This is a genomic window from Haloprofundus halophilus (assembly GCF_003439925.1).
Classification (GTDB): Archaea; Halobacteriota; Halobacteria; order Halobacteriales; family Haloferacaceae; genus Haloprofundus; species Haloprofundus halophilus.
The window spans coordinates 1-15,608 of the sequence record NZ_QQRR01000005.1 but is presented as its reverse complement, the minus strand read 5'-3'; the positions used below and the strand labels follow the sequence as shown (position 1 = coordinate 15,608).

General features: G+C 63.4%; 17 protein-coding genes. 12 read left to right on the top strand and 5 right to left on the bottom strand.

Features of this window, described 5'->3' with window-relative positions; all coding sequences use genetic code 11:
* Positions 1-39 precede the first annotated feature (39 nt).
* The 4 genes from DV709_RS17315 to DV709_RS17300 all read left to right on the top strand — a co-directional run bounded on the left by DV709_RS17315 (position 40) and on the right by DV709_RS17300 (position 4,812).
* Positions 40-954, top strand: a complete 915-nt coding sequence (locus tag DV709_RS17315) for an NAD-dependent epimerase/dehydratase family protein (protein ID WP_117595704.1) — start codon at positions 40-42, stop codon at positions 952-954.
* A gap of 321 nt (positions 955-1,275) precedes the next feature.
* Positions 1,276-2,133: a helix-turn-helix transcriptional regulator gene (locus tag DV709_RS18135; protein ID WP_198665773.1), complete on the top strand. Its 858-nt coding sequence runs from the start codon at positions 1,276-1,278 to the stop codon at positions 2,131-2,133.
* Between the two features lie 224 nt (positions 2,134-2,357).
* Positions 2,358-4,526, top strand: a complete 2,169-nt coding sequence (locus tag DV709_RS17305) for a PKD domain-containing protein (protein ID WP_157972778.1) — start codon at positions 2,358-2,360, stop codon at positions 4,524-4,526.
* Positions 4,527-4,584: 58 nt separating this feature from the next.
* Entirely contained in the window at positions 4,585-4,812 is a 228-nt protein-coding gene (locus tag DV709_RS17300) for a hypothetical protein (RefSeq protein ID WP_117595702.1), read from the top strand.
* 9 nt (positions 4,813-4,821) lie between these two features.
* Here DV709_RS17300 and DV709_RS17295 read toward each other — a convergent pair whose 3' ends face one another.
* The 3 genes from DV709_RS17295 to DV709_RS18470 form a co-directional block, all read right to left on the bottom strand.
* Positions 4,822-5,325 carry a DUF7344 domain-containing protein gene (locus DV709_RS17295; RefSeq protein WP_157972777.1) on the bottom strand — a complete coding sequence of 168 codons (504 nt, stop codon included), beginning with the start codon at positions 5,323-5,325 and terminating at the stop codon, positions 4,822-4,824.
* Positions 5,326-5,565: 240 nt separating this feature from the next.
* Positions 5,566-6,063, bottom strand: coding sequence for a hypothetical protein (locus DV709_RS17290; protein WP_117595700.1), 498 nt, complete (start codon positions 6,061-6,063; stop codon positions 5,566-5,568).
* Between the two features lie 94 nt (positions 6,064-6,157).
* On the bottom strand, positions 6,158-6,355 hold the full coding sequence (locus DV709_RS18470) for a DUF7563 family protein (RefSeq protein ID WP_117595699.1): 198 nt from the start codon (positions 6,353-6,355) through the stop codon (positions 6,158-6,160).
* A 679-nt stretch (positions 6,356-7,034) separates the two neighbouring features.
* Between DV709_RS18470 and DV709_RS17280 the strand changes: the two genes are divergently transcribed.
* The 4 genes from DV709_RS17280 to DV709_RS17265 all read left to right on the top strand — a co-directional run bounded on the left by DV709_RS17280 (position 7,035) and on the right by DV709_RS17265 (position 9,687).
* Positions 7,035-7,514 (top strand): helix-turn-helix domain-containing protein, encoded by a 480-nt coding sequence (locus DV709_RS17280; protein WP_117595698.1) that lies wholly within the window; start codon positions 7,035-7,037, stop codon positions 7,512-7,514.
* A 101-nt stretch (positions 7,515-7,615) separates the two neighbouring features.
* Positions 7,616-7,897, top strand: coding sequence for a PadR family transcriptional regulator (locus tag DV709_RS17275; RefSeq protein ID WP_117595697.1), 282 nt, complete (start codon positions 7,616-7,618; stop codon positions 7,895-7,897).
* 116 nt (positions 7,898-8,013) lie between these two features.
* Positions 8,014-9,015, top strand: coding sequence for a DUF1616 domain-containing protein (locus DV709_RS17270; protein WP_117595696.1), 1,002 nt, complete (start codon positions 8,014-8,016; stop codon positions 9,013-9,015).
* An 87-nt stretch (positions 9,016-9,102) separates the two neighbouring features.
* Positions 9,103-9,687: a metal-dependent hydrolase gene (locus DV709_RS17265; protein WP_117595695.1), complete on the top strand. Its 585-nt coding sequence runs from the start codon at positions 9,103-9,105 to the stop codon at positions 9,685-9,687.
* On the opposite strand, the gene DV709_RS17260 is transcribed toward DV709_RS17265, so the two are convergent.
* Positions 9,667-10,881 carry a carboxylate--amine ligase gene (locus DV709_RS17260; RefSeq protein ID WP_117595694.1) on the bottom strand — a complete coding sequence of 405 codons (1,215 nt, stop codon included), beginning with the start codon at positions 10,879-10,881 and terminating at the stop codon, positions 9,667-9,669. The two genes, DV709_RS17265 and DV709_RS17260, sit on opposite strands and share 21 nt — an antisense overlap.
* A 62-nt stretch (positions 10,882-10,943) precedes the next feature.
* A complete protein-coding gene (locus tag DV709_RS17255; RefSeq protein ID WP_117595693.1) occupies positions 10,944-11,474 on the bottom strand; it encodes a DUF7344 domain-containing protein in 531 nt (176 codons plus the stop codon).
* Between the two features lie 325 nt (positions 11,475-11,799).
* Between DV709_RS17255 and DV709_RS17250 the strand changes: the two genes are divergently transcribed.
* From DV709_RS17250 to DV709_RS17235, 4 genes are all read left to right on the top strand, one after another.
* Positions 11,800-12,441, top strand: coding sequence for an acyltransferase (locus DV709_RS17250; RefSeq protein ID WP_117595692.1), 642 nt, complete (start codon positions 11,800-11,802; stop codon positions 12,439-12,441).
* A complete protein-coding gene (locus tag DV709_RS17245; RefSeq protein WP_117595691.1) occupies positions 12,438-13,544 on the top strand; it encodes a DegT/DnrJ/EryC1/StrS family aminotransferase in 1,107 nt (368 codons plus the stop codon). The genes DV709_RS17250 and DV709_RS17245 overlap by 4 nt, the downstream gene beginning before the upstream one ends.
* Positions 13,541-14,506: a Gfo/Idh/MocA family protein gene (locus DV709_RS17240; protein WP_117595690.1), complete on the top strand. Its 966-nt coding sequence runs from the start codon at positions 13,541-13,543 to the stop codon at positions 14,504-14,506. Before DV709_RS17245 ends, DV709_RS17240 begins: the two co-directional genes overlap by 4 nt.
* A partial coding sequence (locus tag DV709_RS17235; RefSeq protein WP_117595689.1) for a nucleotide sugar dehydrogenase occupies positions 14,503-15,608 on the top strand: 1,106 nt, incomplete at its 3' end. The genes DV709_RS17240 and DV709_RS17235, both read left to right, overlap by 4 nt.

Here is a 15,608-nt window from a genome sequence, read left to right as displayed (position 1 = left end):
CGACGCATACCAAAGGGCCGTCGCTCGAACGAGTACACAATGAGCGAATCACCAACGGGACAGACCGTGCTCGTAACCGGCGGCGCAGGATTCATCGGCAGTCATCTCGTCGACGCCCTCGTCGAGGAGAACGAGGTCAGAGTGCTGGACAACTTCTCGTCCGGACGGCGGGAGAACCTCCGCGACGACGTCACCGTCTTCGAGGGGGATATCCGAGACGACGACCTCGTCGGACGCGCAACCTCGGGCGTCGACCTCGTCTACCACACTGCGGCGTTGGTCAGCGTCTCGGCGTCAGTCGAAGATCCGGTGCTGAGCCACAGCACGAACGCGTCGGCGACCGTCTCGCTGCTCGAACACGCCCGAGCGGAGGGCGCGAGAGTCGTTCTCTCGTCGAGCGCCGCTATCTACGGGCAACCCGAGGAGGTTCCGGTCCCGGAGTCGCATCCGAAGAATCCGGAGTCGCCGTACGGCGCGGACAAACTCGCGCTCGACACGTACGCGCGACTGTATCACGACCTCTACGGACTCGAGACGGTCGCGCTTCGATACTTCAACGTCTACGGTCCGCGCCAGACTGCCGGCGATTACAGCGGCGTCATCAGCATCTTTCTCGAACAGGCGAGGTCGAACCAACCGATAACCGTCGAAGGCGACGGAGGGCAGACGAGGGACTTCGTCCACGTGCGCGACGTCGTTCAGGCGAACTTGGCGGCGGGGACGACCGATGCGGTCGGTCGTGCTTACAACGTCGGCACCGGGGACACGATATCGATAAACGACCTCGCCGAGGAGATTCGAGAGGCCGCGGACTCCTCGTCGGAGATCACGCACGTCGACGCTCGTCCCGGCGACGTTCGGGACAGTCGGGCGGATATCTCGCGTATCCGCGATGCACTCGACTTCGAACCGACCGTGACGCTCGCCGACGGCTTGGCGTCGTTGTGCGAGTAGCCCCCGATAAGTGAACGGGTGCGCGACATCGGATCTCCGGTAGCCTCGTCCGGTTCGCCCCGGCTCGGTTCGCCCCGACTCGGTTCGCCCCGGTTTGGTTCGTCCCGGTTCGGTTCGCTCCGGTTCGATGGCCCCGTTGTCGCACACATCAACGAGAGCGACAGACTATTCGGCAGTTATTTTCGAACGTTTGTAACGTGATAAAGGCTATATTCCCCGAAACAGTCTGTGCATAAGTAATCCGGAGACAGCGACGCCGTCGCGGCTGACCCCGTATCACTTTGAAGGAAAGATGAGACAAGATATCAGCGTCGTTCGAACATGATTCGAGGCAGCGATACTGGCGCGTACGCTAAACTGCTCGTACTCTGCATCGTCCTGCTGAGCGTCGCGTGCGGTTCGGTCGCCGCAACTGGCGAATCGGCAGCCTCCGCCGCCGAACCCACCGACGTCTCGACGGCCGTCGCGGACTGGAGCACCGACGGTACGTCGCCCTTCGCCCATCCGCTCTGGCAGTTCACCGCGAGCGACTCGGACGCGTATCTTGACGTCGATTCCCTTTCGGCCGCTGTCCTCCCGTCGTTCGTGGCGGACGTCGGCAGTAGACTGGTGGACACCGTCCTCGACGATTCGCTGTTCCGAGAGCACTCGCCCGGGTTCGCGTTGACGATGTTCTTGGGTCGTTTAGACGCTGCGTCGACCGCGGCGACGCAGCGAGTCGATGTGACGTCGGCGACGAGCGACGACGTGCACGCCGCACCGCCCATCGAGTGGATGAATCCGAATCCGGACGAACAACTCGCCGAAATCGACTACTTCGCGCTCATGCTGAGCCTCACGACGGTACTCGTGAGCATCGGTCTCGTCGCGTACCGCCGACTCTCCGCACCGAACGGTATCGAACGCGAGGTCGAACCGTCGCTCGCGGAACCGGAGTCGACGCTCAGCGACGAGGAGCGCATCCTGCAACTACTCGAAGCGCACGACGGCCAGATGCGACAGGTCGAGATCGTCGAGGAAGTCGAGTGGTCGAAAGCCAAGGTGAGCCGACTGCTCTCGCAGTTAGACGAGGACGGCGAGATAACGAAACTCCGCCTCGGCCGCGAGAACCTCATCTGCACCCGCGGTTGCGAACCAGAAGCGTCCCGCTCTCCGTTCGCCGCCGCTCAGGAGAACTGAGACCCCGCGTAGTAACTATCACCTAACCTGTTTCAGCAGACGAATAACAATCTCCCCAACCAGTCAATTTCCGAACCGACGCCCGCATCTACCGGTGCGGGTGGGGAGTGATTATGAGTCTACAAACAGGAATTCTCGTTACGACGCGCCGTCTGTGCCGGTCTGTAGCCGGTTCGACGGCATCGAGACGCTCCGCCGCGATCGTGCTCGCTGCGGTGCTTCTCGTGAGTTCGATAGCAGGTCCGGTCGCCGCGGCGACTCCGGACGCGACCGACCAGGCCGCCGTCGGGGACCTCGACACGGTCGCCTCGAACTCTACACCGATCGAATCGAACGAAACGTACCACGGCGCCGACGGCGTCGTCTTCTCGAGTATGGTAGAGACCGACGACGGTGGGTTCCTCCTCGCCGGGTGGGTCGACAGCGGGAAAGACGACCTCGGCGAGCAGGCGACCGTCGTCAAAGTCGACGCCGCGGGCGAGCGCCAGTGGGTGAAGCGATTCGGTGACGAGGGCACGGACCGCCTGTTCGACATCGTCGAATCCGACGACGGCTACATCGCCGTGGGCCGCTCGAACGACGACACGGGCTGGTCGCAGGCGTGGGCCGTCGGGCTCTCGAACGACGGCACCGTCGACTGGGAGAAGCAGTACGGCGACGCCCGCGGCGACGCTTTCTGGTCTGTCAGCCGAGCGGACGACACTTACCTGCTGAGCGGATGGACGCCGACGGACGACGGTGCTGACGGGTACGTCACCGCCGTCGACGAAACCGGCGAAGTCGACTGGGAGTGGACCACCGACGGTTCACAGGACGAGTACATCCGTGACAGCGTCGTGACCGACGACGGCGTCGTGTTCGTCGGCGACTCGGAGGCGTCCACCGGTGACAGTGCCGGTTACGTGGCGAAACTCGACACCGACGGGACGCTCCTCTGGGAACAGACCCACGAGAACGCGGGCGTCGACGTGGAGTACCGCGCCGTCGCCGCCGGTGACGGCGAGTTCGCCATCGCCGGCGTCGACAGCGGGCAATCGAACGAGAAACCCGACGGCTTGTTCGCGCGCTTCAGCGACACCGGCGAGTTCCGCAACAGCCGAACGTACGGTGACCGAGGCTACGACATGCTGGAGGGTATCGCCTACACCGGCGACGGGTACATCCTCAGCGGCGGCAATCGACTGTTCGCCTCCTGGGACCTCGACGGTTGGCTGGTCCGGACGGACGAGAAAGGCAACTCCGAGTGGAGAGAGCGTCTCGGAACGACCGACCGTGACGCCTTCTGGCCGATCGTCGCCACCGACAGCGGTTACGCGGCCGCCGGGTTCACCGGCGACGAGGGCTGGTACGTCAGCATCTCCCGCCGCGTCGACGGGACGCTCTCCACCGAGAACGGCACCTCGACGGTGACGTTCGGCGACGAACCGCTGCAGCTCAGCTACGACGGGGAACGAAACGAGAGCGACACGTCGCCGTCGCTCACGCGTCGTCAGTTCCTCGACCGGTCGATGCCGGGAACCCCGATGTACGCGGCGAGCATCGACAGCGCCGACGACGGTGAAGCGTCACTGACGCAGGTCAGCGCGCGGTTCGACGAGGCGATGCTCCAGGAACGGAACGTCTCCGCGACGTCGCTCCGTCTCGGTTACTACGCCGACGGACAGTGGCAGTTCGCGAACAGCGAGACGACCGTCGACGACGGAACTGTCGTCGTCCGCGCGACGCTGCCCTCGTCGGCTGACGCCACGTACGGCGTCTCGTCGCTCGAAACCCCGACCGCCGTCGTCGACGGCGTTCCGCAGGGAGCGGTCGCCCCCGGTGAGTCCGTCGACCTGAACGCGTCCGCTTCGACCGGCGGGTCCGACGAGAACGTCTCGGTCTCGTGGTCGTTCGCCGACGGCACCGCCGAAGGCGAATCTGCGACCGTCCAGTTCGACGAGCCCGGTCACCACAACGTCACCGCGACGGTGACCAACGCGCACGGTCTCACCGACGAACGGACGGTTTCGGTCCTGGTAAACGACCAACCGACCGTCACCGTCGACGCCCCGCAGTCGTTGTCGGTCGGTGAATCCGCGCAACTGAGTGCAACAGTCGACAACGATGTCGGCAACGCCACGGTCACGTGGTTGCTGCCGGGCGGCAACCAGACCGGTTCGACGGTCGAGTACACGCCGCAGTCCGCGACAGAACAGTCTGTCGTCGTCGTCGTTCGAGACGAGTTCGGCGCGGAGACGAGACAGACGTTAGACATCTCCGTCGACGAGGTTCAGAACCAGCAGAGCGCGTCCGAAACGACGAGTTCGACCACGACGCCCGGGTTCGGAACCGTCGTCGCGTTCCTCTCGTTGATGCTGTTCGCGGTCGGCCTCACGCGTCGATCCCGACGCTGAGGTCTCACTCGCTGCTATCCTGCCGAAGGGATAAGTCGGTCGCAGACGACGGTGAGGTATGGATTCGACTGCCCCCGGAGACGCTCTCAAAGCCGACCAGTACCAGTACGAGGACGGAACGGTGGAGGTCGTCTTCGCAGTCTCTGACGGCCGAGTCCTCACGCTCCGCGAGTATCCGGACGTGCCGACGTTCAACCGCGCGACCGAAGTCGCGGCGTATCGGGGCACTCACCAGGCGGTCGCGGAACTCCCGGATCTGGTGGCGTTCGAAGACCTCGACCTCTAAAAACGACCCTCAGCGGTACTGCTGGTAGACGCCGAGAACGATGATGAGCGTGAGGAAGATGACCGCCCACACCTCGACGGCGAGCGCGTCGAGAACGGGAACGCCGAGTTGGGCGCCGATGATCGTGAGCAGTCCGACGACGCTCACTATCAGATACACCGACTGTTGCATCGCTTCGAGGCCGGTAGTCCCGTCGGTGTACACCTGAATCTCGTTCATACGAGCGCCCGGCATGATACGCTGGTCGTCCGCGTCGTACCGGATGATTCCCTGTTCTTCGAGCTTCGGAAGATGCGTCTGGCGAAGCGAAACGTAGACGCTCTTGTAGAGCTTCTGTGCGTCCTCCTCGTCGTCTGCCTCCTGCGCGGCGATCTGCTCTGCGAGCTCGGAGACGGCGATGCTCCCTCCGCTTTCGGCCAACCCGTTGATCGTGGCCCGCCGGCGGTCGTTCCCCAAGATGTGGAATATCTCCGCCTCGTCCAGCTCTCCTTCCGTGTTTACCTCGCCGGTCATTCTCTCTAACGAGTTCATTGTCCCTCTTTCAGTCCTCGCACGGCGTCGTGTGACCCACTGTCCCAGTCTCGGCTCAATATGTTGCTTGTGTCTTCAGGCAGGTTTAATAGTTCGCACTGTCACGTTCGCTTTCAGTATTACATTTACAACTAAAATACTGTGTTAAAATAATGGATAGCGAACAGACAAACGCGTTACGGAAGTCGAGGAGGTGCTCCCCGGCTTCAGTCGTGGGAACGGTCACTCCGTGTCTCTGACGAGTCCGAACAACACGAGATTCGTCCGCGTATGTAGTTGGTAGAGCGCCCCGCAGACGAGGAGCGTAAAGACGACGACGATGGGAAGCAACGCGTTGAACGTCCGGATGTACGGCGCTCCGAGTAGCTTTCCGAGGAGAAACAACACGCCGACGCTCGCAGTGCTGAGGTAGTAACTGTTCCACGACACCCCCTCGATGGGGAAGGAGTCGATAGAGAGCCGCAGCGAACCGTCGGTCGTCTCGCCGTGGTCAGTAACCGTCTTGGACCCGACGGCGACCGGAAGCGTTCCGCGTTCGAGCATCAGCCTGAGACTTTCGCGGGCGACGGTCGTCTCCACGCCGTCGAGCGGGAGGCGCTCGACGAGCCGGTCGGTTATCTCCGAAGTCCCGTCGGCGTCGCTACGCCCGCTCTGTCCGCCCGTTTCGTCGCCTGCCGAGCGGCTGTCGGTGAACGTAGACAGGAGTCCGGAGATCCTCATAGTACACTGTCCACGCTCTGCATAGCATTATATATATTTTCTGGGCCCCGTTCGGTGAATACGATATCCGAAAACGAACTTCGTTCGCCGCCGCTCAACCGTTCATCCGCTGTTGCGGAATGTGTTCACCCGTCTGTCGCTCGCGGGACGTCGTACAGTCGAGACAGCCGTGTACGTCGTCGATGTTGTCACCGAACACCCGAGCGAACTGCGGTGTTACGTGCCGACCACAGTTGCTACAGCGTGGACTCGTGTTCGATGCTCCCCTTCCGTTCCAGTTCAGGTCTGCCATTGTTGGATTCTCCCTGTGTGTCCGTTTTGCTTCGGTGGCGTCGACCACCACCGACGGTCGTTGGTTCTCCGCTCGTGGCCGCGAACGGCCACAGACCGGGTGTCTCCGCCTTCAGTACTCTCGTGAGTGCAGAGACCTGATAAAAGAGGAACACCGTTTGTTAGGGTTTATTCGAGTTCATGCCGGGTAGATGTACATTTCTCCGCGAATGAGGGTTACACCCCCCGAATCCGCATCTTCGCGTAACCACCCGGTAAGGCAGTTCGTTCCGTATCGTTCAACGGTTTCGGAAACGCGATGAACGACGAAAGCGGTGCTTGATTCGAACTCACGGACCGGTTTCCGCCCGTAGCCGATTTTTAACCTGCAAGTAATAATGTTACAGCCTCTTGGACATACATCCGTCTGAGTATATCGACTGCAGGGAGAACTGTACAGGTGACCGACACTACTCCACATCGAACGGGCACTCCGGCGACGGCTCTCGGCGCTCGTCGCTACGGAATCGGACGCAGCGCTGTTCGTCCGACTCCGAGTCGACCCGCTTTCAGGCACGACATCGATCGAACCCGACTCGCTGCTGACACGCCTCCCACGAGGGCTTATGTGACCGCTCGTGGGAGTACCGACGACCCGGGTCACCCGGTGTGTCAGTAGCGATTCCACTCCACGTCCACACATGCCAGAGAATATCACCGAAACGAAAACCGACAGTCCGGTTGCGAGTACAGCCCTTCTCGACGTACTGGGTGACGAGTGTTCGCGCTCGATCCTCGCCGCCGCCGGCCGAGAGTCGATGACCGCCAAGGAGCTGACGAACTCCTGCGACGTCTCGCCGGCGACGGTGTATCGCCGAATCAACACGCTCCTCGACCACGGCCTCCTGGAGGAGTCCATCGAGTTCGGCACGAACTCGGGACGACAGAAGGTGTACAGGACGACGTTCTCGCACGTCGACATCGACCTCTCCGACGAGGGGTTCGAGGTCACGTCGCACGACCAGAACGGCAGTTCGTACCACCTCATGCGACTGCTCTCGGAGATGCCGTTCGAACACGTCCGCACCGACGCGGTCGACCGGGAACTCACCGTCCAGATCGGCCTCTCCGACGAGATGTTCGAGCAGTTCGTCGAAATTTGGGGCCAGAACCACCAGTAACGCGGTCTCAGCGGTTCGAGCGGGAGAAATCGGAGGGTACTGTCGTTTATGACACGGATAACAAATACCCAGTCCAGTGAACGGTCTACCAGAATGTACAGATGCACTACTTGAGCGGATTCCAGCGAGACCTGCTGTACGTCATCAGCGGGTACGACAAACCGTCGGGACAGCAAGTGAAAGACGAACTCGAGCAGTACTACGACACCGAGATCAACCACGGACGGCTGTATCCGAACTTGGATACGCTCGTCAACAAGGAACTCGTGGAGAAGGGTCAGCTCGACAGGCGGACGAACTACTACGCGCTCACCGAACGCGGTGAGGAATCGATGCGAGAACGCCGCGAGTGGGAAGAGAAGCATTTCTCGTTCCAGGAGTGAACTCGCACGCGATTCGCGTAGCCAGAGGTAACCGCGGCATAACAAAACCCGAAGCGGGCCTCTGTGTGACTGACTAGTTGCGAGCTACGGACGAGTTTGAACGCACGACGGGCAATATGAAATCAGAAACTAAGACATCGACACAGCTCTCTACCGAACAGTTGCTCCCGACCGACATCTTTGCAGTGTTGCTGCTGGCCGGCGGGGGCGTACTCGCGGCGCTGTTCGTCCCGCCATCCGTGGGATTTGTTCGCCTACTCCTCGGACTTCCGCTCCTGTTGTTCCTCCCCGGGTACGCGCTGGTCGCGGCGCTGTTCCCGCGCCAGGTATCCGGAGAGACCGACCGGACGTGGTCGAACGTACGCGAACCGCTCGTCCACGGCGTCAGCGGCGGAGAACGTCTGGCGCTCTCGCTCGGCCTGAGCCTGGTGATCGGACCGCTGCTCGTCCTCGGCCTCGGTGCGTCAGTCTGGGGTATCACGCTCCAGTCGGTTCTCGGCGCGTTCGGCCTCTTCGTGACGCTGTTCTCGCTCGTGAGCGTCGTCCGTCGCTACCGACTCCCCGTCGAGGAACGGTACAACCCGTCGTTCACCGTCGGATACGCCCGCTTCCGCCGCCGCCTCTCGAACGGCGGCACCGCCGTGACGGCGGTCAACGTCCTGCTGGTCCTCGGCGTCCTCGCCGCCGCCAGCAGCATGGCGTTCGCACTCGCCGCACCGCCGGCCAGCGGTGAGTTCACCGACTTCTCGCTTCTCACGCAGAACGAGAACGGGACGTTCTCGTCGGCGGGGTTCCCGTCGGAGGTGACGCAGGGAACGGCCATCCCGATGGCGACGAGCATCGAGAACAACGAGGGCGAGCAGACGAACTACTCGGTCGTCGTCCAACTGCAGCGGATGGACGGTGAACAGGTCGTCGAACGACAGGAACTCACCCGCTTTTCGCGTACCGTCGGCGACGGCGGAACGTGGCAGCACAAACACTCTATCGTCCCCTCGATGACCGGCGAGGACCTCAGAGTCCAGTATCTCCTGTACGAGGGAGAACCACCGGCCGACCCCCGCACTCAGAACGCCGACGACACCCTCCACATATGGATCACTGTAACCGCACCCTGACGGCATCCGTCTCGACAACTTCCGGCACGACTCCCGCCGTGGCACGCTCTCGACCGTGCGCGAACTCCGGTACGAGGTGTCGTTGAGATGTGGCCCTGGGAACATCTCGCGTTCGGATACATCCTGTACTCGGTCGCGCATCGACTCGCCGCACGCCGAGGAGTCACTACTCCCGCGGCACTCGCTGTCGCGTTCGCGACGCAGCTGCCGGACTTGATAGACAAACCGCTGGCGTGGACGTTCGAGGTCCTCCCGAGCGGTGTCTCGCTGGCTCACTCGATGTTCTTCGTCCCGCCGGTCACGCTGGCGGCGTATCTCGTCGGCCGCGTGACGGGGTTCAAACGCCTCTGGATTCCGTTCCTCGTCGGCTACCTCTCGCACCTCGTCGGCGACGGCGTCTCGGGCGTCGCCTACGGCGACAGCCCGTCGTTTTCGTTCCTGCTCTGGCCGCTGTACGAGACGTCTTCGCCGTCGCGGGCCGGCCTCTTCAGCAACTTCTTCTACTATCTCGGAAACTACATGGAGACGCTCGCCAGTCCCGAAGGCGTCGTGTACATCCTCTTAGAACTCGGTCTTCTCGGGACGGCGTTTCTGCTCTGGCTGTGGGACGGCGCTCCCGGTCTGCCGCGGTTCCGGTTCGGTTCGTCGCTACTACCGAATCGAAACCGGTAGCACGCCGCTCGCCTGCGAGTAGGCGTCTCTGAGCACCGTCTCGACGCTGCCGAAGAAGGGGAGCGGGTCGTCGAACGACAGGACGTCGTACCCCGTTCGGTCCGTGCTGTCGGAGACGAACTCCGTCATCACTCGCCATCGGTCGTCCGTCTTCCTGAGTCGCATCACGTCACCGAGTAGCCACCGCATCCGGACGCCGGCGTCGTACGTCAGCGTCGGTTCCGCGTCGCCGAAACACGCGGTCCGATACAGCAGATGCGGGACGTCGACGCCGGCTTCGACCGTGAGCGCGAGGCTTCCCCACAGACGGGGATTTATCTCCATTAGCTTCGGTTCGCCGGTCCGCGCGTCGACGCGGAACTCCACCATCGCGACACCCCGCCACTCCAGGTGGTCCAGCAGTCGTCTCGCCGTCTGCTGCAGCTTCGGGTCGTCGACGGTCTCGCGGTACGTGCTCGCACCGCCGTCGTCGTGGCTCGAGCGGAGGCGGTGCTGTATCGTGAGTCCGAGCAACGCTCCGTCGCAGCCGTACACCGTGTACACTCCGCGCTCCCCACCGTCAGGGACGTACTCTTGAACGAGCGGAGCGCCGGCCGGCGTGTAGGCGGCCTCGAACGCTTCTTCGAACGTCGCCCGGTTCTCACAGACGTACACGCCCGCCCGAGACGAGCCCTGTCGCGCTTTGACGACGAGCGGTCGACCGAGCTCCTCGACCGCGCGGTCGTACGCCGGAGAGTCCAGAAACAGCGTTTTCGGATGTGCCACGCCCGCCGCTTGGGCGGCCCGAATCGTTCTCGACTTGTCGAGGGCGACGAGCAACCGTTCGTACGGGAGCAACGGGACGACAGCGTACGGTTCGAGTCGCTCCTGCGCTTCCGAGACGGGTCGAACGGTCGCCTCCGCGACCGGAAGCACCATCCGATAGTCGCCCTCTCGGAGCTCTGCCTCCAGCCACGCGAGAAACTCCTCTCGGTGTTGTTGAGGCGAGGGGTACCGTCGAGCCTCGGCGGCGTACTTGGATAGCGCCCCCGCCGACCGGTGGAGGGGGCTGCCAGCAACTACCTCGACGCCCCGTCTCCCGAGACTTCGAATCGCCGTTAACGCGTACCGACAGTGGGCGTCGAGAACCAGCACTCTGTCGGCCGTCGGCTGGTGCTTCGATTCGAGTCGCCCGTCGCGTTCCGTGTCGGTCATCGAACGCTGCTCGTCGCTGCGGGACGTCTTTTCACGACCGTCTGTCTTCACAACTTCTTGCCTCAGGGTGTTATTGGTGTCCGTGACGGCCGTTCGAGTACGTATCGGACGACGACGACGCCGAGAACGGTGGCACTCACTACGGCGAGAGTCCACGAGAGAGAGAGTCCATCGAACGGTGCGACGCTGAGTGTCTGCAACAGCAGCAGCCCGATTCCGCAGACGCCCGTGAGAAGATACCCCACGTGCCAGGGAAGTTTGCTCTCGGAGCCGTGACCGAGATACTTCTCGACGTCGCTGCTGGGACGGAGCGAGATGACGTTGTCCGAACGGTCCCACTCGACGATGCCACGCTCCTCGAGCATCGGTAGATGCGTCTGGTACAGCGAGATGTAGACGCGCCGGCGTTCCGCGCGAGCGAGTTCGCCCGGTCGCTTGTCGTTTTCGGCGGCGGCGACGTGGTCGACGAGCGGACTCAGTTCCGAGGTGCCATCGCTGGCCTGAAGGTGACGGATGATGCCGAGCCGACGCTCGTTGCAGAGCGTGTCGAACAACTCACCCTGCGTGAGTCCACTGGACGGCGCGTTAGTCATCCCTCGCGTGAGGCCATGAGTTCACTCCGTCCACGATTCGGCTAGGCTGGCAGTACATATCCTATTCATCCACTCTATCTCCACTTTACTATCCGCCGACTAACGTTCAGAGGGCCTGTAGTTACCGTTCGTTGTAATGTAGCTGCCGCCCCGTTCTATCGTGGCGTTTGCGGATAATTACACTACGAAACCTTACGGAAAATGGTAAACTGGCACATACTCCTCCATCAGGCTGTGAATAACAAAGCTACGACACCATCAGGTGTGGGTTGCAACTGTACGGACTGGGAGACCGACGCCCGGTCGAGGTTACACTACGTCATTCATGACACAAAGAGACAATCACGGCGAAACAGAGGAGATACGCCGCCACGCGGCCGGAGAGTCGCCCGTCGAGCTCGGCTCCGACACAGACGTCCACGAGACCGCAGTACTGGGTCATCCGCACGGTAACGCGTCGGAACCGACTGTGTTGGGCGAGGGTGCGACCGTGCGTGCGGGCACCATCATCTATCAGGACGTCGTCGCCGGCGACGGGCTCAACACGGGTCACAACGCGCTGATCCGGGAGCTCACGACGCTCGGCGACGACGTGCTCGTCGGGACGAACACGGTCATCGACGGGCAGACCGAGATCGGCTCGAACGTGAGCCTCCAGACGAACGTGTACATCCCGACCGGGACGACCATCGGAGACCGCGTCTTCGTCGGTCCTGCGGCGACGCTGACGAACGACCCCTACCCGATTCGTAAGGATGTCGACCTCGTCGGCCCGACGCTCGAAGACGACGTCTCCATCGGCGCGAACGCGACGATTCTCCCCGGTGTTACCGTCGGCGAGGGAGCGTTCGTCGCCGCGGGTGCGGTCGTTACCGAAGACGTTCCGCCGCGAACGCTCGCCGTCGGCGCACCCGCGAAACACCGGGCCCTGCCGGAGAACCTTCAGGGAGGTAACTTACTCGAATGATACCAATCGCCAGCCCCGAACTTGGCCCCGAGGAACAGCAACGCGTCGAAGACGTCATCGAAAGCGGATATCTCGCGGACGGCCCCGAGGTACGCGCTTTCGAGGAGGAGTTTGCGACCTACTGCGACGCCGACCACGGCGTCGCCACCTCCAACGGAACGACCGCGCTCCACGCCGCCTTCGAGGCGCTGGACATCGGCCCCGGAGACCGCGTCGCCACGACGCCGTTCTCCTTCATCGCGAGCGCGAACGCCGTCCGACTCGCCGGCGCGGAGCCGGTGTTTCTCGACATCGACCCCGAGACGTACAACCTCGACCCCGACGCGCTGGAGGCGGCGCTGCGAGACGGCGAACAGATAGATGCCGTGCTCGCGGTCCACCTCTACGGACTGCCGGCCGAGATGCCGCGCTTCGTCGAACTCGCAGAAGAGCACGACTTCGCGCTCGTCGAGGACGCAGCCCAGGCGCACGGCGCGAAAATCGACGGCCGACCGGTCGGCTCGTTCGGCGACGCCGCCTGCTTCTCCTTCTACCCGACGAAGAACATGACGACGGGCGAAGGTGGGATGGTCGTTACGAACCGCCGCGACGTCGCGGAGGGCGTCGCCGAGTACGTCAACCACGGACGCTCGAACGCCTACGGCGGGAGCTCCTCCTACGAACACGTCTCCGTCGGCCACAACTTCCGGCTGACCAGTCTCGGTGCGGCCATCGGCCGAGCGCAACTGGAGAAACTGCCCCGGTTCATCGAGGCCCGACGGCAGAACGCCGCTCGCCTGAACGACCTGCTCGAAGCGTCGTCGGTGACGACGCCGTACACGCCCGAGGGCTACGAACACGCCTACCACCAGTACACGGTCAGAACTGACGACCGGGACGGACTGCAGGAGACGCTCGACGACCACGGCGTCGGGTACGGTGTCTACTACCCGGTCCCGATTCACCAGCAGAAACCGTACGCGGACCTCGGTCACGCGGCTCCGAACGCGGAGGCGGCCGCCGCGGAAGCGCTCTCGCTGCCGGTTCACCCGGCGCTGTCGGCCGACGACCTGGAGGTCGTCGCCGACGCCGTCCTCGCCCACGGCGAGGAGGTGATGGCGTGAATCCCAAAGTCGGCGTCATCGGCGTCGGTCACATGGGACAGAACCACGTCCGAGTCTACAGCGAGATGCCCGGCGTCGACCTCGCGGGCGTCTTCGACGCGGACGACGAACAGGCGGACCGAATCGCCGAGGAGTACGGCACGACGGCGTACCCGATGGAGAGCCTGCTCGACACCGTCGACATGGTTTCGGTCGCGGTGCCGACGCGCTTCCACGCGTCCATCGCGCGAGACTGCATCGACGCCGGCGTCGACCTCCTCGTCGAGAAGCCGTTCGTCGACGACCTCGAAGTCGGCCGGGAACTCGTCCGCCGCGCCGACGAGGCCGGCGTGACGCTGCAGGTCGGCCACATCGAGCGTTTCAACCCCGCCATCACGGCGCTCAGCGACATCACCACCGACCTCGACATCATCGCCATCGAGGCTCACCGCCTCGGACCGCCGATAAACCGCGACCTCGAGGATAGCGTGGTGATGGACCTGATGATCCACGACGTGGACATCGTCCTCTCGCTCGTCGACGCGGAGGTCGAGTCGGTCTCGGCCATGGGTACGCGGAACACGCAGTACGCGGACGCCCAGATTCGCTTCGACGACGGCACCGTCGTCTCGCTGACGGCCAGTCGACTCACGCAACGGAAAGTTCGCACGCTCAGCGTCACCGCCGACGAGTGCCGCGTCGACGTCGACTACATCAGTCAGTCGGTCGACATCCACCGCAACTCGCTGCCGGAGTACATCAAGCAGAACGGCGAACTGCGCTACCGCCACGAGAGCATCGTCGAACAGCCGATGGTCGAGAAGAACGAGCCGCTGCGCGACGAACTCACGGCGTTCGTCGAGGCGGCGAAGAACGGCGAGAAACCGCGCGTCACCGGCGAAGACGCCCTCCGAGCCATCGAAGTGACCCGGAAAATCGACGAACTGGCCTCCGAGGTCGAACGTCACGAGGTGATCCAATGAGTAGCATTCCGCGTGGAATCGGCCTGTACGGGTCGGAGTACTCGACGCAAGCACAGCGCATCGGACTCACGAGCGGTGCGGTTCCCATCGCCATCTACGGACTCGGCAAGATGGGGCTCCCGCTGGCCGGCGTCTACGCCGAGATGAGCGGTAACGTCACCGGCGTCGACATCGACGAGGACGTCGTCCGCGGAATCAACCGCGGGGAGTGCCACATCGACGGCGAACCGGGTCTGCCGGAGCTCGTCGCAGAACAGGTCGAACGCGACCGGTTCGAGGCGAGTTCGGACTCCCGAGCGGTCGCGAAGGAGTCGTCGGTTCACGTCGTCATCGTACCGACGCTCATCACCGACGAGCACGAGGCGGACCTCGGTGCGCTCGAATCGGTCTGCGCCGACATCGGCAGCGGACTCGACGCCGGCGACCTCGTCATCATCGAGTGTACCGTTCCGCCGCGCACGTGCGAGGACGTCGTCATGCCCATTCTCGAACGCGAGAGCGGCCTCTCGCGCGGCGAGTTCGGCCTCGCGTTCTGCCCGGAGCGAACGTCCAGCGGGAAGGCGCTGTACAAACTCCGCGAAGCGCACCCGAAGATCGTCGGCGGCATCGACGACGAGAGCACGCGCATCGCGGAGATGATCTACGGCGAGATCACGAACAACGACGTCATTCCTGTCTCGGACGCGACCACCGCGGAGGCGGTCAAGGTGTTCGAGGGACTCTACCGCGACGTGAACATCGGGCTGGCGAACGAACTCGCCCGCGTCACCGACAGCCTCGGTATCGACACGACCGAGGCGATAGAGGCCGCGAACACGCAGTCGTACTGCAACATCCACACGCCCGGTATCGGCGTCGGCGGCCACTGCATCCCGTACTACCCGTACTTTTTGATGCAGCAGGTCCCCGAACAGACGCCGCTGATACAGACCGCCCGCGACGTCAACGACTCGATGCCCGGATTCGGCGTCGAGAAGTTACTCGAAGGGCTCTCGCGTCGCCACACCGACATCGAGGACGCGAAAGTGCTCGTCCTCGGCGTCACCTACCGCGCAGGCGTCGCGGAGACGCGGGCGACGCCCGCAGCGCCGGTCATCGAGGA

What these genes read in the sequence shown, in the direction of transcription:
- DV709_RS17315 (WP_117595704.1), top strand. Translation starts at nt 40, where the DNA reads ATGAGCGAATCACCAACGGGACAGACCGTGCTCGTAACCGGCGGCGCA.
- DV709_RS18135 (WP_198665773.1), top strand. Translation starts at nt 1,276, where the DNA reads ATGATTCGAGGCAGCGATACTGGCGCGTACGCTAAACTGCTCGTACTC.
- DV709_RS17300 (WP_117595702.1), top strand. Translation starts at nt 4,585, where the DNA reads ATGGATTCGACTGCCCCCGGAGACGCTCTCAAAGCCGACCAGTACCAG.
- DV709_RS17295 (WP_157972777.1), bottom strand. Translation starts at nt 5,325, where the DNA reads ATGACCGGCGAGGTAAACACGGAAGGAGAGCTGGACGAGGCGGAGATA.
- DV709_RS17290 (WP_117595700.1), bottom strand. Translation starts at nt 6,063, where the DNA reads ATGAGGATCTCCGGACTCCTGTCTACGTTCACCGACAGCCGCTCGGCA.
- DV709_RS18470 (WP_117595699.1), bottom strand. Translation starts at nt 6,355, where the DNA reads ATGGCAGACCTGAACTGGAACGGAAGGGGAGCATCGAACACGAGTCCA.
- DV709_RS17280 (WP_117595698.1), top strand. Translation starts at nt 7,035, where the DNA reads ATGCCAGAGAATATCACCGAAACGAAAACCGACAGTCCGGTTGCGAGT.
- DV709_RS17275 (WP_117595697.1), top strand. Translation starts at nt 7,616, where the DNA reads ATGCACTACTTGAGCGGATTCCAGCGAGACCTGCTGTACGTCATCAGC.
- DV709_RS17270 (WP_117595696.1), top strand. Translation starts at nt 8,014, where the DNA reads ATGAAATCAGAAACTAAGACATCGACACAGCTCTCTACCGAACAGTTG.
- DV709_RS17265 (WP_117595695.1), top strand. Translation starts at nt 9,103, where the DNA reads ATGTGGCCCTGGGAACATCTCGCGTTCGGATACATCCTGTACTCGGTC.
- DV709_RS17260 (WP_117595694.1), bottom strand. Translation starts at nt 10,881, where the DNA reads ATGACCGACACGGAACGCGACGGGCGACTCGAATCGAAGCACCAGCCG.
- DV709_RS17255 (WP_117595693.1), bottom strand. Translation starts at nt 11,474, where the DNA reads ATGACTAACGCGCCGTCCAGTGGACTCACGCAGGGTGAGTTGTTCGAC.
- DV709_RS17250 (WP_117595692.1), top strand. Translation starts at nt 11,800, where the DNA reads ATGACACAAAGAGACAATCACGGCGAAACAGAGGAGATACGCCGCCAC.
- DV709_RS17245 (WP_117595691.1), top strand. Translation starts at nt 12,438, where the DNA reads ATGATACCAATCGCCAGCCCCGAACTTGGCCCCGAGGAACAGCAACGC.